Origin of the sequence: Aquiflexum lacus (genome assembly GCF_015476655.1) — a bacterium.
In the GTDB taxonomy this organism is placed as follows: Bacteria; Bacteroidota; Bacteroidia; order Cytophagales; family Cyclobacteriaceae; genus Aquiflexum; species Aquiflexum lacus.
Map to the genome: position 1 here is coordinate 73779 of NZ_JABFHF010000023.1, position 15527 is coordinate 89305.

A 15527-nucleotide genomic window follows, 5' to 3' on the forward strand; every position below is an offset into this window, starting at 1 on the left:
AGTAGTCTGAAAGCTCTTGAAGAGACAACTGGAACATCTATTCCTTGAGTCTCAATCACCAGTCTGTTGGAAGTCAATGGTGTGATCTTATGCATGACCAGAATAGCGGTTAAAAAAACGTCAGGATAGAAACAACTGATAAAAAATATGGCAGAAATGAAAATTGATTTAAGACCTATGGCAGCAGACGACTGGACGAGTGTTGCTGAAATTTTTAGGCAAGGAATTGAAACGGGAAACGCAACCTTTCAACAAGAAATACCAACTTGGGACGGCTGGGATAAAGAACATATTAAATCTTGTAGAATTGTTGCTGTTATAGATAATGAAATTGTTGGCTGGGCTGCTTTAACGGCAGTTTCCGGACGTTGTGTTTATGCTGGAGTTGCTGAGGTAAGTGTCTATGTTTCTAACAAATATCGTGGACAGAAAATAGGAACAAAATTACTTGTTAAGTTAATTTTTGAAAGTGAAAACGAAAAACTCTGGACATTACAAGCAGGAATATTCCCTGAAAACATAGCAAGTTTAAGAATTCACGAAGAACTTGGATTTAGGCAAATAGGACTTAGAGAAAAAATAGGGAAAATGAATGGAATTTGGCGAGACACCGTATTATTAGAACGAAGAAGTAAAGTAATTGGTATTGATTAAAACATTTAACGAACTGCTAGCATCAGTTTGGAAGTTTTTGTTTAGTGTAAGTTTTCCTTCTATGACTATTGGATACGTGAAAGCATTGGGACTTCCTGAAATAAAAATTTAAATTGAAAATTGGGCTGCTAAGTAATGGTAATTTAATTTAAGGATGTCGAATAGAATTCTATAAATTAGACATAAGAATATTAAATCAAGAAACATCGAACCGCCATTATCGTGTATGTGGCAATTCCAGATGAAGAGGTAAATTGAAGATCTCTTCAATTAAAAATAATGTGCTAAATGGTAAAGCCAGTACTTCTAATCGGCTACTGCACATACACAAAATACATTTATGGTCATTGCAAAGAAAAATTGCAAATAGAAGAAACCTATAAATTAAACAATGGAAAATAAACTAATTAAAAATATTGTAAGACAATTTCAAGACATACAGGAACAAGAATTGTGGCTTGACGAAAACTTTAAAAAGAAGGTTGATAATCTTCCAGAAAAACTAGCTTTTGAAAGACCATTGCCTGACCTACACAGTGCAGCAGAATTGATATCTCACATTTTGGCTTGGAGAAAAGATAGCATTCTGAAATTGAAAGGACAAAGTTCACTGTTGACAATGGAAAGCTCTGAAAATTGGTTAACTAATGAAATTCTTCAAAGAAGCGGCTGGGAGAAACTTAAATCTGAATTTTACAACAGTCAAAAAGAAATTATTGAGCTTATTGAAAATGAAACAGACGATTACCTAGAAAGGGAATACATTGACGGATATAAGTTCAAATTTCTTCTTGAAGGATTAATTCATCACGACTTATATCATCTAGGACAATTAGGGATAGTAATTAAGTTTTTGAATTTGAAGAAGTAAGCCAAATTAAAAAGATTACAAAAATAAAAAATTCAAAACTCTGGGCATTCCAGTAAATGGTGAAACATCAGAAACTGTATTTGATTTCAAAAAGAAAGGTAATTTATCAACAGCGACCTGTAAAGGAGGAAAAATAAAATTTGGAAATTTAATAGGCTGTGTTAAGCGAGACTTTTACCTATAGCCTGGCCTGCTTTACTTGAGTTGTGTGGTCAGAAAAGCATATCTGTTTGCCGGATCACACCAGTCAGCAGAAAGGTACTGAGGCCATGTACTCTTTATGACGAGCTGCAAAAAGAATAAAGTATATGAATTTGAATGGTTCAAAGATGTCTTCGATAGAATCCAATACCATTAACAATAAGAACTTTATCAACATCTGCATCAAACTGAGAAAAATACCGTCCTAAATAAAACAATCAATCCCCGAAAAGTGGAGTGTCGGACGGATACCACAAAATCAAAGGCAGACAATTTAGCTGAAAGTAAACTTGAATATTATGCAAGGACAACATCACTACAAAGCGACAGTTCAGTGGACTGGAAATAAAGGGACGGGAACTGACAATTACAGAAATTATGAAAGAAGTCACCAAATTATTATCGAAAACAAATCAGACATTTTAGGTTCTTCTGACCTGGCATTTCGTGGGGACAAGACAAAACATAATCCAGAAGACCTTTTAGTTTCCTCATTGTCTTCTTGTCATATGCTTTGGTATTTACATTTATGTTCAGAAGCAGGTGTAATTGTTACAGACTACATCGACAATTCAACAGGAATAATGGTTGACAGTTTAGATGGCGGTGGACAATTTACCGAAGTAACCTTAAATCCAATAGTTACTGTATCTAAACAGCATATGATTACTAAAGCTAACGAACTACACAAAAAAGCTAATGAACTTTGCTTTATTGCAAACTCTGTGAATTTCCCAGTTAGACACAATCCGACAGCGAAAATATGATTACAGACCAGACTGTAAAAGGCGACAGTGCATTCAACAACCGAGAGACAAAACTTAAGAATTAAAAAAACCTTCTTCCCATTTCAATGATTTGGAAATTATCATTAAATTTATCTTTATAACTGAAAACCAGGTTTATACCCAAAGCGTCAATCGTGGCGTAGGCGAAAATATAATGATATAAACAATTGAAAATTAGTAGGTTAAGGATAGGGTTCGAATCCCTTCCTCTCTGCGAAAACGTTAAGCCGGAAGCCATGCTTCGGGCTTTTTTTGTTAAAAATTTCATTTCTGTTCAATATCTTGTTTAATACTAAACAAAAGACTAAATGCTTATCTCTTTCTTTGCCATTAACAAATATTCTACTACAAAAAAGACAATTGCCTGTCCGGGGTAGGCAGGGTAAGTTCAAAATCGAGAGTCCTCCGCGTTAGTCAGGGGCGGATTTTCACAGAAAATTTAATTTTTCTGCCAAGAATTCCATTAAATTTCCAATGTCAGGGACATGCTTTTAAAATATTCAAGGTTTAAACCAACCCTTTGAATTTAAATTTTGTGTTTTGATTTAATAGCCTAAAAAATGATTAATTTTGGGTAGACTAGATAAGATTTTTAGGATAAGCAGATGTTTTTAGTTGAAGAAAGTTAGTTCAAACTTTGTTTTCACCCATTTATTTAAAATTTGTCTCCACTTATATAAATACCCTAATTAATTCATAATCCTTGGTTTAGCTTGCAAACAAGTTGTGAAAAAAGGCAGAATTCTAATTTTAAAAAAAATTTATGAATGTTTCCTTTGCAATTTGAAATGAAAAAATGATAACTTTAAAATCTCATTATTAATTTAGAAACCGTTTAACCTTTATTTAAATTCTCTTTAAAATCTACATTATGAAAAAGTTAATCGCTTTGTTCATGCTTTCCGGAATCTTAATGTTCCCGGTAACTACGAAAGCTCAAGACGCAGACGAACAAGAAGCTGCAGACACTACTGAAGTTGTGGAACAAGCAGCTCCCGCTCCCGCTGCCCCAGTTGTCATTGATGATGAAATCATCGATGAAAACAAAGGTTTCCACCAAATTATCAAAGAAAAGTTCATTGAAGGTGATCCTACTTTCATGTCTCCGGTTTTAATCTGTTTGATCTTAGGTCTTGCAGTGGCGATAGAAAGGATCATAACCTTGAACCTTTCTACCACAAACACCAAAAAGCTTTTAGCGAAAGTTGAAGAAGCACTTGAACAAGGTGGCATTGAGGCTGCTAAGGACGTTACTAAAAACACTAAAGGTCCTGTTGCTTCAATCTTTACACAAGGCTTGATGAGATACACTGAAGGTATCGAAATGGTAGAAAAATCAATTATTGCCTATGGTTCTGTTGAAATGGGCCGCTTGGAAAAAGGATTGGTTTGGATCTCCCTGTTTATCTCTCTTGCTCCGATGTTGGGTTTCATGGGTACGGTAATCGGTATGATCGGTGCTTTTGACGCGATCGAAGCAGCCGGTGATATTTCTCCATCTCTTGTGGCTGGTGGTATCAAAATCGCCCTTTTGACTACAGTAGCAGGTTTGATTGTAGCGATTATCCTACAGTTGTTCTATAACTACTGCGTTGCAAAAATCGATTCATTGGTCAATGACATGGAAGATGCATCCATTACCTTGGTGGATATACTAGTTAAGCACAAGTTGACTAAATAATTTTTAGTTGAATTATTTGAATCGACTGAAAATTATCATTAACTTTATATAAAACCATTATGGATTCTATAGATATATTTATATACGTTGCAGAGATTATGGTTATCGTTGGGGCTGTAATAGCGATAGTGATGCCGCTTATCAAGTCCTTTGATAATCCAGGATCTTTGTTGAAAACAGGAATAGGTGTTGCCGTATTGGTCGTGGTGTTTTTTATTGCATACTCCATTTCAGATGGAGAAGTGCTTCCGAAATACGCTGCTGATCCATTTAACCTTACCCCAGGTATGTCAAAGTTCGTTGGGGGTTCATTAATCACTGTGTATGGCCTTTTTATCATTGCGATATTGGGCATAGTGTTAACAGAAATCAATAAAGCTGTAAAATAATGCCAAGAAAGAAAGGGAGAGTGAGTCAAGAGGTAAATGCAGGTTCTATGGCGGATATTGCCTTCCTGCTGCTTATCTTCTTTCTCGTAACTACTACAATTGCTTCTGACAAGGGTATTTTGAATATCCTTCCCCCAAAGCAAGACCCGAATCAGCCACCACCGGAAATTGATTTGAATGAACGAAACATTTTCAAAATCCTCATCAATGCCAATGATCAGTTATTGGTGGAGGATGAATATCTGGATAATACAGATGGACTTGCAGAAGATGTTAAAAGTTTCATTTTGAATTTTGGTGCACCTGATGAGGAGGCAATAGGTTTGTACAACTCATTACCGCAATCACTCAAGTCCCAAGTCAATAGAAGTCCGAATTCATCGGATCATCCTATGTCAGGAGGTGCTGTGGTTTCCATAAAAACGAACAGAGGTACAAGTTATGAAAAGTATCTAGAGGTTTTGGATCAAGTGAAAAAGGCTTATTTCGACATTTATGCCGAAAGAGTTGGGCTAACCACGGACCAATATCGAACAATCACCGGCAAAAACGCTGCTGAGAAAGAGTTATTGGACAGAGGAAAAGAAGGGATCCCTATGGCGATCTCCATTGCAGAACCTGATAAAATAGGAGGAAACTGATATGTCAAAGTTTAAGAAAAAGAATAAGGTCTCGGAAAATATTCCTACCTCAGCTTTGCCGGATATTATCTTTATGCTTTTGTTTTTCTTCATGGTTACGACAGTTTTGAGAGAACAAGATCTACTTGTGGAACAAAGACTTCCTCAGGCGACACAGCTTCAAAAACTAGAGAAAAAATCCTTGATCTCATACCTATTCGTAGGAAAACCTAAAAATCCGTCCCTATATGGTACAGAACCTAGGATCCAGGCGAATGATGTGTTGATCAATACTAAAGATATCCTTCTTTGGGTAAATCAAGAAAAAGATAAATTGTCCGAAGCAGAAAGAGATCAGATTACGATTTCCATGAAGGCCGATAGAGAAGTGAAAATGGGTCCTATCTCTGATATTCAGTTTGAATTAAGAGAAGCAGATGCCAGAAAACTGATGTATGCCTCTACTGGAAAAGTACAGGATTGATTGAAAATTTAATCATATTTTAAAAGCTATCCCGAAACGGATAGCTTTTTTACTTTTGACTAGAATGGTTCAGGCAAAGATCAAAGAAAAGAAAAAAGTACAATCAGCATGGGCCATGTATGATTGGGCCAATTCTGTTTACAGTTTAGTCATCACCTCAACAATATTTCCGGTTTATTTTAATTCTGTCACCAAATCCGAAGAAAGGGGAGATGTCGTTTCTTTTTTTGGCATTGATGTCATCAACACGGTTCTTTATTCTTATTCAATTTCTTTCTCTTTTCTGATTATAGCCGTCGCCTCTCCATTTCTGTCAGGAATGGCAGATTACGGTGGTAAGAAATTGATTTTCATGAAGATTTTTGCCTATTTGGGATCATTGGCCTGTTTTGGTTTATTCTTTTTTGATGGGGACAATCTTGAATACGGTGTTATCTGTGCTGTCTTGGCCAGTATTGGTTATGCAGGAAGTATCGTTTTTTACAATGCCTTCCTACCTGAAATAGCGACAGAGGATGAATATGATTTTTTGAGCGCTCGTGGATTTGCTTTGGGCTATATTGGGAGTGTAATTTTGCTGTTGTTGAATTTATTCATGATAGAGTTTCCCGATTTCTTTGGACTTAAAGATGGTGGGCAGGCTGCAAGATGGTCATTTTTGATCACAGGCGTCTGGTGGGCAGGTTTTGCACAGATTTCATTCAGGTACTTACCAGATAATCCCTATAATAAAAAAGTAAAAAAAGCCTTATTGCTGAAAGGTTATAAAGAAATCACAAGAATATTTAAAATTGTAAAAAGCTCTTCAATAATGAACAGATTCCTTGCAGCCTTCTTTTTTTACAGTATGGGTGTTCAGACTGTTCTATATCTAGCGGCAAGTTTTGGAGATAAGGAATTGGGGCTTCCCGGTGATAAATTGATTATCACTATTTTGATTATCCAACTTGTTGCTATAGGTGGAAGTTATCTCTTCGCCTATTTGTCCAAACTATTTGGAAATAAATCCTCGTTGGTTATCATGGTTTTCATTTGGGTCCTCATCTGTGGGGCTGCTTACTATGTAGTCAACGAATACCAGTTTTATGCCCTAGCATTTGTAGTAGGTATGGTCATGGGGGGTATTCAGTCGCTTTCCAGGTCTACCTATTCTAAATTGATTCCCGATGATACTACCCAACATGCATCCTATTTTAGCTTCTATGATGTCACTGAAAAATTCGCTATCGTTTTGGGAACATTTTCGTATGGAGTGATAGAACAAATAACAGGAAGTATGCGAAACAGTTCGTTAGCTTTGGGACTGTTTTTCATTGTTGGGTTGGCATTCTTGTTGTTGATAAAAATACCCAAACAGGATTTTCAACCTATAATTGAAATAGAAAATGCTTAGTATTATTTCAGGTAAAAAAGTTTCTGAACTTGATAAATCCTTTGTTCAGGAGAAGCGCATGTCATCACTTGAGTTGATGGAAAATGCTGCTTTATCTTTTTGTGATTGGTATCATACTCATTTTCCATATCGAGATCAATCTGTGATCTTTTTCTGTGGACCAGGTAACAATGGAGGGGATGGCCTGGCTATAGCTAGGTTGTTAGCCGACGCTGTTGATAAGCCCACGATAGTTTATTTTGAAGAGGTGGAATACTGTAGCAAGGACTACCAGTCAAATTTTCACAGATTACCTGATAATATAGAAAGAATTCATTTCAAAAATTTTGATTTTTCGATTGGCAGTCCTTCCATTATAGTTGATTGTATTTTTGGAGTGGGCATCAATAGACCTGTTGATGGAATCTACAAGGAAGCCATAGAAAAATTAAATGGAATTGATGTGAAAAAGATATCAGTTGATATTCCTTCAGGAATTCCCGCTGACGAGGTGTTGGAGGGAGATGCTTTCCAAGCTGATTTTACCATCACTTTTCAGTTCCCCAAACTTTCTTTGTTACTTCCGGAACATGCAAAATACACTGGTAAAATTGAAATTTTAGACATTGGGATTCCAAATGATTTTTTATTCAAATATGCAGACCATAAGTTTTTTATTGAAAAAGATGATATTCCTCCCCGACATAAAAGTTTTCATAGCTTCAGCCATAAAGGTGATTTTGGGAAAGTGCTTTTGTTAGGAGGGAGTATCGGAAAAGTTGGAGCGATTTTATTGGCTTCAAAGGCTGCACTGCGCACAGGAAGTGGACTTGTATCTGGCCTTATCCCAAATGAAGAGCGGATAATTTTGCAAATTTCAATTCCGGAAGTAATGGTGTATAGTTTTGAAGATTTTGAATCCTTCAAAGAATTTGATGCCATAGGCATCGGCCCAGGATGGGGGGCAAATGTCGATATATCTTTTTTTGAAAATTTACTCAGCAGTTTCTCCAAACCGGTGGTGATAGATGCTGATGGCTTAAATGCATTGAGCAGAAACCCAAAATTACTGAATAGTATTCCCAAAAACAGTATTTTGACACCTCATCTGAAGGAGTTTGAAAGACTTGTTGGTGTTTGTGAAAATCACCTTGAACGATTGGACAAGGCAAGAGAATTTTCTGTTCAATACGGGGTTTATTTGATTTTAAAAGGCGCATATACTTGTATTAGCAGTCCGGAAGGTAATCAGTATTTTAATGCTACAGGCAATAAATATATGGCCACAGCAGGATCAGGTGATGTTTTGACCGGAATGATCACTTCATTATTAGGACAGGGATACAGTTCTCTGAATGCTGCAATATGTGGGGTTTACCATCATGGTCTTGCAGGTGAACTGGCATCCAAGAAATTAAGAAGGGGATTAATCGCATCTGATATCATCCAAAAAATCCCTGAAACATACAGATTGATGGGGATTAACTGATAAATTTTTGAGTTTATTAAGAACTTAATTAATTCTGCCAAGGTTAAAATGGAGTATTTTAAATCTGATGAACAAGGAAAAACTTTTACTTTGGACCTTAGCGGCAATAAACTTTACCCACATTGTTGACTTTATGATTTTGATGCCTCTTGGCCCGCAGCTGATGAGGATATTTGAAATTTCACCTAGAGAGTTTGGTCTATTGGTTTCTTCCTACACCTTTAGCGCTGGGATTAGTAGCTTTTTGGGAGCCTTTATTCTGGACAAATATGATAGAAGAACTATTTTGTTGTGGGTCTTTACTGGATTTTTGTTTGGGGCTTTGGCTTGTGCCCTTTCTCCTAATTATGCAATTTTATTGATATCCAGGATTGTATCTGGAATTTTTGGTGGGTTGACCTCTGCTTTGGTTTTGTCTATTATCGGAGATGTCATTCCCGATGCCAGGCGAGGTAGAGCGATGGGTTTGGTCATGGCGGCATTTTCTGTGGCCTCAGTTGTCGGAGTGCCATTCGGTTTATTTATAGCCAGTATTTCAAATTGGCATGCTCCATTTTTCTTTTTGGCCGGATTGTCATTGGTAATACTTTGGATGATTTTTAAATACATTCCCACAATTACCGCGCATATTCAGAAAAAGGAGTTTAAACCTAGTCCAATTCAAGTAATCAGGAGAGTTACAGGCAACAGCAATCAGATGCGGGCGATCTCCTTAACCATCATGATGATGCTGGGTCAATTTGCTGTTATTCCATTTCTAAGCCCTTATATGGTTGCTAATGTTGGTTTCAGTGAGATTGAGTTAACCTATATATACATGGCGGGAGGGTTCTTTACCATATTTACATCTCCTTGGGTAGGAAAGTTAACTGACAAGTTTGGCAAGATTAAGGTCTTCACCATCTTCATGACATTGAATGTAATCCCGATTGCTGTAATCACCCAGTTGGGTCAAACACCCATTCCTTACGTATTGCTGATATCGACATTATTTTTCGTTACCTCCAACGGTAGAATGGTTCCTGCCGCAGCATTGATTACAGGTACTGCCAAAGCAGAAAACAGAGGAAGTTTTTTGAGCTTCAACTCGGCTGTACAGCAATTTGCAGCTGGTTTGGCTTCGTTTTTAGCAGGATTGATTTTGGCTGAAGGGATTAATGGGGAATTGGTGAATTATGACATTGTGGGTTATTTTGCTATTGTCTTAAGTTTGTTGTGTATCCCTTTAGCCAGAAGGATTAAAGTGATTGATGTAGAAGAACCTGAAGTTATTTTAGCTAGCTCTACAGAGACGATGGCGGAAAAAATTAAATAAAAAAAAGCCGTAAAACTGATTTTAGTTTTACGGCTTTTTTCATGGGTTGAAAATCCCTAAAATTCTGCATGGCCAGGAGTTCTGGGGAAAGCTATTACATCTCTGATATTTCCCATACCGGTAACAAACAGAACAAGTCTTTCAAATCCCAAACCAAAACCGGCATGTGGTGTAGAACCAAATCTTCTTGTGTCCAGATACCACCACATTTCCTCAGTGGGAATATTCATTTCTTCCATTCTTTTGGTCAGCAGGTCAAGTCTCTCTTCCCTTTGTGAACCGCCTACTATTTCACCAATTCCCGGAAATAATATATCCATGGCTGCCACAGTTTTGCCATCATCATTTTGTCTCATGTAGAAGGCTTTGATTTCTTTGGGGTAATCTGTAAGGATTACTGGTTTTTTAAAATGTTTCTCCACCAAGTAGCGCTCATGTTCAGATTGTAAATCCACACCCCAATCCTCTATCAGGTATTGAAACTTTTTCTTCTTGTTATAATTGGAATTTTTCAAAACATCGATGGCTTCAGTATAAGTCAATCTTTGGAATTCGTTTTCTACCACAAACTGTAACCTCTCCAACAAACCCATTTCACTTCTTTGATTAGCTTTTTTGGTGCTTTCCTCTTCTTGGGCTCTTTTATCAAGAAACTCGATATCATCTTTGCAGTTTTCAAGTGCATAGGATATTATATATTTAAGAAAATCCTCTGCGAGATCCTGATTATCTTCGGCGTCATAGAAAGCCATTTCAGGTTCAATCATCCAAAACTCAGCAAGGTGGCGGGTAGTGTTGGAGTTTTCTGCCCTGAAGGTTGGTCCAAAGGTGTATATGTCTGCAAGACCCATGGCAGCGAGTTCACCCTCCAATTGTCCCGATACAGTCAGATTGGTTTCTCTTTCAAAGAAATCCGCCTTATAGTCAATTTTCCCATCTGCTGTCAGTGGTGGATTTTTGAGGTCAAAAGTAGTTACCTTAAAGGTTTCCCCAGCACCTTCGGCATCTGAAGCGGTTATAATTGGTGTATGGATATAAAAGAAGCCTTTATCATTAAAGTACTTATGCACCGCAAATGCAAGGGCATGTCTTACCCTAAAAACTGCCCCAAATGTATTGGTCCTTACTCTCAAGTGGGCGATTTCTCTCAGAAATTCCAAAGAGTGCTTTTTGGGTTGAAGTGGGTATTTCTCAGGATCTGCTTCCCCTAATATTTCAATTTTTGAAGCATTCAGTTCATTTTGTTGACCAGCACCTTGGGAAGTAACTATCTTTCCAGACACCTTCAGACATGCCCCTGTGGTAGCTTTTTTGAGGATTTCTTCATTGATCAAATTCGGGTCGGCCACAACCTGAAAATTTTTGATGGATGAACCATCATTGATGGCAATAAAGGAAACATTCTTATTACTTCTTTTTGTTCTGACCCATCCCATGATGGTTGCATCTTGGTCAGTATAATCTTTTTCAAGAAGCGCTTTGATTTTTACTCTTTTGTTGAAGGCCATATAAATTAGTATATATATAATTGTAAGTTTAAGAGTCTCATAAAATTGACTTCTTAAAGGGAATGCAAAAAAACGATATAATAAGCTTTTTATCAATAAATAGTTCTAATTTCCTAAATTTGAAATCTGGAAAGATGGAGTCGGGTATACCACAGGCTCCTGATTTTTGGAAATCTTTTCAAACAAAAATATTGTATGCAAAAACTTCATCTAAGTCAGTCTCTTTCACAGAAACTATCTCCGCAACAAATTCAGTTTATCAAGCTTTTGCAAGTACCTACTGCTGAGTTGGATACAAGGGTTGAAGAGGAGTTGGAAATTAATCCTGCGCTTGAGGAAGGCAAGGAGGAAGAGAAAAAGGATTCTGAGGAGGAATTTGAAGACAATAACTTTGAAGAAGAAAATACTTCAGAAGATAAAGATGTCAATATCGATGATTATCTCAATGATGATTACGGTGGATACAAAATGCAGGGTGATGGTAACTACTCACCCGATGAGGAGGAGAGAGAAATACCCATATCAGGTGGCATATCACTACATGAACAATTGATTGCCCAAATGGGCTTTTTGAAACTCGATGAAAGGCAAAAAATCATCGGAAGACAACTTATTGGTAGTATTGAGAATGATGGTTATATAAGGAGGGATCTAGAAGCAATTATCAATGACTTGGTTTTTAGCCAAAATATTGAATCTGATATCGATGAATTGGAGGAAATTTTAAGGAAGATACAGAATTTTGATCCTGCAGGTATTGCTGCCCGAAATCTTCAGGAATGCCTTGTCATTCAATTGGAACGGAAAGAGCATCCTGATGACCCTACGGTGCAGAATGCTGTAAAGATAGTCAGCGATTGTTTTGAAGAATTCACCAAAAAGCACTACTCCAAGATTCAGAAGAAACTTGACTTGGGTGAAGAAGAATTAAAAGAGGCTGTTAATATGATAACGCGCCTTAACCCAAAGCCAGGTGGGACTTCAGATGGTTTGGTCAAAACACAATATATCATCCCAGATTTCATACTGACAAACACAGAAGGTAAATTGGAGATATCCTTAAATTCGAGAAATGCTCCTGAATTGAGAATAAGCCGATCTTATTCTGAAATGTTTGATGCTTATGAAAAAAGTGATAAGAAGGATAAAAAGCTAAAGGATACAGTAACCTTTGTGAAACAAAAACTCGATGCAGCTAAATGGTTTATCGATGCGATTAGACAAAGACAGCTTACGCTTTTGAAGACCATGCAGGCCATACTCGATTTTCAGGGTGATTTTTTCTACGAGGGTGATGAAACCAAATTAAAACCGATGATATTGAAAGATATAGCAGAAAGGATTGAAATGGATATTTCTACGGTCTCAAGGGTTGCCAACAGTAAATCTATTCAGACTGAATTTGGAATATATCCATTAAAATATTTCTTTTCAGAAGGCATTGCGACTGATTCAGGAGAAGATGTCAGTAATAAGGAGGTTAAAAGTGTCCTACAATCATTAGTAGATGCTGAAAGCAAGAAGAGACCTCTTTCTGATGATAAACTGGTGAAAATGCTCAATGATAGTGGCTATAATATTGCCAGAAGAACTGTTGCCAAATACCGTGAACAGTTACAGATTCCAGTAGCAAGATTAAGAAAGGAATTGTAAGTGATCAGAAAATTAGCCTTACTTGTTTCCTTTGTTCTTCAGCCGCTTCTTGTACCGAGCCTGATATTTCTTTTTTTATTGTTTTCTGCTCCACAGGCATCCAGTATGGGGACTTGGGAAAAAGGATATGTGCTGTTGATGGTCTTTTTGACCACATTTGCAATTCCAGTTATAAGTATTTTTGCCCTGAAGTTGACCAAAAATATTTCTTCTTTTCATATGAAAAATAAGGAAGAAAGATTATTGCCTTTTGTAATGGTCAGCTTGTACTATGTCATGTCCACGTATTTTTTTCAAATAAAATTTAACCTTGAGCCCTTGTTGATCCAAACACTGATTTCAATTACCATTTGTTTAATTTTATTGACAGCAATTACTTTTTTCTGGAAAATCAGTGCTCATATGGTTGCCATTTCTGGGCTACTTGCTATCATAGTTGCTGTTGTGATCAAATACCCGGGAAACGACCTATTGTTTCTGATATTGGGAGGTGTTTTGGTGACTGGAGGTCTTGCATCCTCAAGACTTTATTTGAATGCCCATACTCCCCTTGAAGTCTTAGGAGGGGTTTTACTGGGGTTTGGAATTTGCTTCTTTTCTTTTCAGTATTTTGCATAAAAAAAAGCCGGGATCGCCGACTTAATTATTTCAAATGCTGAAGTTTTTTCTAGAATAATGCTACAGAAATTCCAAAGTTTATTTGTGTAGCCTCTGTAGCAAATGGTCCCTTTTCCTTTTGAAAAACTTGGTTTAGCCCATAGTAGGCCCATAAATTGACTCCTGCAAAACCAAACCTACCATAAACTCCATATCTCAAAGGATTGAATCCAAATGATTGTCTATCCTTAACTTGTCTGTCAAGACCATTACTGTCCGAGAATGCGATCTTGGTTTGTGCCTGTAATAGATATCCAACTTTTCCACCAATGGCCAATCGCATGCTCTTCTGATAATTATTTCTGTTAAAATGATATCTGAATTCTAGCGGAACTTCAATGAAGCTGGTAGAAACATTATTCCGTGAAATGGATATATTATCACCATAGACATCTGATATATCAAGTAACTGGCTTGATTCGGGACCTATGGTTGGGTTATTAAATAGAGCTTTATTGTCATTAAAAGCCAATTTATCTGTTCCGATTCCTATACCTGGATTGAATGTAATTCCTGAATTTTCCGCACCGATATTTATAGGATGTTGGTAGTAGATATTAAAAGTTCTGGAAGGTAAAAACCTTCTTTTTAATTCATCTGGGTTGTTATTTAAAGAATTGAATCCGAATTCTATGAATAAATCACCCTTTATATCAGGCCTGCCACCGATTGGAGTTCTTTCTTTTTCTTGTGCAAATACGAAACAGGTAACAATCAAATTGGATAAAAGGATTAGTGTTATTCTTTTCATGAAAGAGAGTATTGTTTTTAAAATTGCGGCTAAATTATAAAATCAAAGTTGATTTGTGTTTCTTTTTGTCTTAATAATTCTTAATTGTTTATCAGTTCGCCTGATTCATGGTTGATAAAACTTACACAAGGTCTTTTGTTAATTCAAAAAACCTACCTACTTTTGCATTCCCAAATGGCCTCGTAGCTCAACTGAATAGAGCACCTGATTACGGCTCAGGAGGTTTCAGGTTTGAATCCTGACGAGGTCACAAAAAATAAATCATTAGAGATTTAAAAAACTGCTCAACTGAATAGAGCATCCCGACAGCGGTCGGGAAGGTTTCAGGTTTGAATCCTGACGAGGTCACAAAAAATAAATCATTAGAGATTTAAAAAACTGCTCAACTGAATAGAGCATCCCGACAGCGGTCGGGAAGGTTTCAGGTTTGAATCCTGACGAGGTCACAAAAAATAAATCATTAGAGATTTAAAAAACTGCTCAACTGAATAGAGCATCCCGACAGCGGTCGGGAAGGTTTCAGGTTTGAATCCTGACGAGGTCACTAATTCCAATTCGCCATAAATTAATTTTAAACAAGTATGCACTTAACTATTCTTTGGCAAAGGTCAGGAATTTTGCAGACTTAAATTTAATTGATTTCACGAATTTCAAATTCCACTTACAAGCTGTGGATTATTGTTGATATATAATTTTCCTTGAGTTGAAATCCTAAAGAGTAGAAACTCAAAAATTAATTTCAAAAATTTCTATCAATAAATCAGTAACTTAGGAGAAACCGATTTGTATTTTCTACTATTTATTGTTTTGAGTGTTTTAAAACCAAAAAGGATTACTACCTTTGCAATCCTGTTTTGAAGATAGGAATTAAAAAAATCCGAAAAAAGTTTCGGTAAAATTAATTATCCGCAGGAAAATTGTTCCTGACAATTCCCTTAAAAGAGGGAAAAAGTTCATTGAAATGTTGAAGACGAAACGAATGAGAATCCGGTCGGAGCTTTAGGGTGAAGGCCGGAGGATAAAGAATGGAACAAGAACGGGGCAGGAAACAAGCCTTCTTAAATGAAGGCACAACAAACTATACAATGGAGAGT

Annotated in this window: 14 protein-coding genes and 1 tRNA gene; 13 read left to right on the plus strand and 2 right to left on the minus strand. The window is 36.8% G+C overall.

Annotation, left to right across the window (positions count from 1 at the left end; all coding sequences use genetic code 11):
* Nucleotides 1–147 precede the first annotated feature (147 nt).
* The 10 genes from HMJ38_RS18445 (at nucleotide 148) to HMJ38_RS18490 (ending at nucleotide 9864) form a co-directional block, all read left to right on the plus strand.
* Entirely contained in the window at nucleotides 148–654 is a 507-nt protein-coding gene (locus tag HMJ38_RS18445; protein ID WP_228780135.1) for a GNAT family N-acetyltransferase, read from the plus strand.
* Between the two features lie 391 nt (nucleotides 655–1045).
* Nucleotides 1046–1525 (plus strand): DinB family protein, encoded by a 480-nt coding sequence (locus HMJ38_RS18450; RefSeq protein ID WP_194975903.1) that lies wholly within the window; start codon nucleotides 1046–1048, stop codon nucleotides 1523–1525.
* 500 nt (nucleotides 1526–2025) lie between these two features.
* A complete protein-coding gene (locus HMJ38_RS18455) occupies nucleotides 2026–2493 on the plus strand; it encodes an OsmC family protein (RefSeq protein WP_194975904.1) in 468 nt (155 codons plus the stop codon).
* Nucleotides 2494–3385: 892 nt separating this feature from the next.
* The gene (locus HMJ38_RS18460) at nucleotides 3386–4195 is read left to right on the plus strand and encodes a MotA/TolQ/ExbB proton channel family protein (protein ID WP_194975905.1); all 810 of its coding nucleotides are present in this window, start codon (nucleotides 3386–3388) and stop codon (nucleotides 4193–4195) included.
* A gap of 59 nt (nucleotides 4196–4254) precedes the next feature.
* On the plus strand, nucleotides 4255–4584 hold the full coding sequence (locus tag HMJ38_RS18465) for a hypothetical protein (RefSeq protein ID WP_194975906.1): 330 nt from the start codon (nucleotides 4255–4257) through the stop codon (nucleotides 4582–4584).
* Entirely contained in the window at nucleotides 4584–5225 is a 642-nt protein-coding gene (locus tag HMJ38_RS18470) for an ExbD/TolR family protein (RefSeq protein ID WP_194975907.1), read from the plus strand. The genes HMJ38_RS18465 and HMJ38_RS18470 overlap by 1 nt, the downstream gene beginning before the upstream one ends.
* A 1-nt stretch (nucleotide 5226) precedes the next feature.
* Nucleotides 5227–5688 (plus strand): ExbD/TolR family protein, encoded by a 462-nt coding sequence (locus HMJ38_RS18475; RefSeq protein ID WP_194975908.1) that lies wholly within the window; start codon nucleotides 5227–5229, stop codon nucleotides 5686–5688.
* A 64-nt stretch (nucleotides 5689–5752) separates the two neighbouring features.
* On the plus strand, nucleotides 5753–7081 hold the full coding sequence (locus HMJ38_RS18480; RefSeq protein ID WP_194975909.1) for an MFS transporter: 1329 nt from the start codon (nucleotides 5753–5755) through the stop codon (nucleotides 7079–7081).
* On the plus strand, nucleotides 7074–8549 hold the full coding sequence (locus HMJ38_RS18485) for an NAD(P)H-hydrate dehydratase (RefSeq protein ID WP_194975910.1): 1476 nt from the start codon (nucleotides 7074–7076) through the stop codon (nucleotides 8547–8549). The genes HMJ38_RS18480 and HMJ38_RS18485 overlap by 8 nt, the downstream gene beginning before the upstream one ends.
* A gap of 67 nt (nucleotides 8550–8616) precedes the next feature.
* Nucleotides 8617–9864: an MFS transporter gene (locus HMJ38_RS18490; protein WP_194975911.1), complete on the plus strand. Its 1248-nt coding sequence runs from the start codon at nucleotides 8617–8619 to the stop codon at nucleotides 9862–9864.
* Nucleotides 9865–9920: 56 nt separating this feature from the next.
* On the opposite strand, the gene asnS is transcribed toward HMJ38_RS18490, so the two are convergent.
* Nucleotides 9921–11372 carry an asparagine--tRNA ligase gene (gene asnS, locus HMJ38_RS18495; RefSeq protein ID WP_194975912.1) on the minus strand — a complete coding sequence of 484 codons (1452 nt, stop codon included), beginning with the start codon at nucleotides 11370–11372 and terminating at the stop codon, nucleotides 9921–9923.
* A 195-nt stretch (nucleotides 11373–11567) separates the two neighbouring features.
* Here asnS and rpoN point away from each other — a divergent pair, with 195 nt between their 5' ends.
* Both rpoN and HMJ38_RS18505 read left to right on the plus strand, forming a co-directional pair.
* Entirely contained in the window at nucleotides 11568–13025 is a 1458-nt protein-coding gene (rpoN, locus tag HMJ38_RS18500) for an RNA polymerase factor sigma-54 (RefSeq protein ID WP_194975913.1), read from the plus strand.
* Nucleotides 13026–13643 (plus strand): phosphatase PAP2 family protein, encoded by a 618-nt coding sequence (locus HMJ38_RS18505; RefSeq protein ID WP_317174554.1) that lies wholly within the window; start codon nucleotides 13026–13028, stop codon nucleotides 13641–13643.
* 49 nt (nucleotides 13644–13692) lie between these two features.
* On the opposite strand, the gene HMJ38_RS18510 is transcribed toward HMJ38_RS18505, so the two are convergent.
* Nucleotides 13693–14433, minus strand: coding sequence for a porin family protein (locus tag HMJ38_RS18510; RefSeq protein ID WP_194975914.1), 741 nt, complete (start codon nucleotides 14431–14433; stop codon nucleotides 13693–13695).
* Nucleotides 14434–14609: 176 nt separating this feature from the next.
* Here HMJ38_RS18510 and HMJ38_RS18515 point away from each other — a divergent pair.
* Nucleotides 14610–14683 (plus strand) — tRNA-Arg (locus HMJ38_RS18515).
* Nucleotides 14684–15527 lie beyond the last annotated feature (844 nt).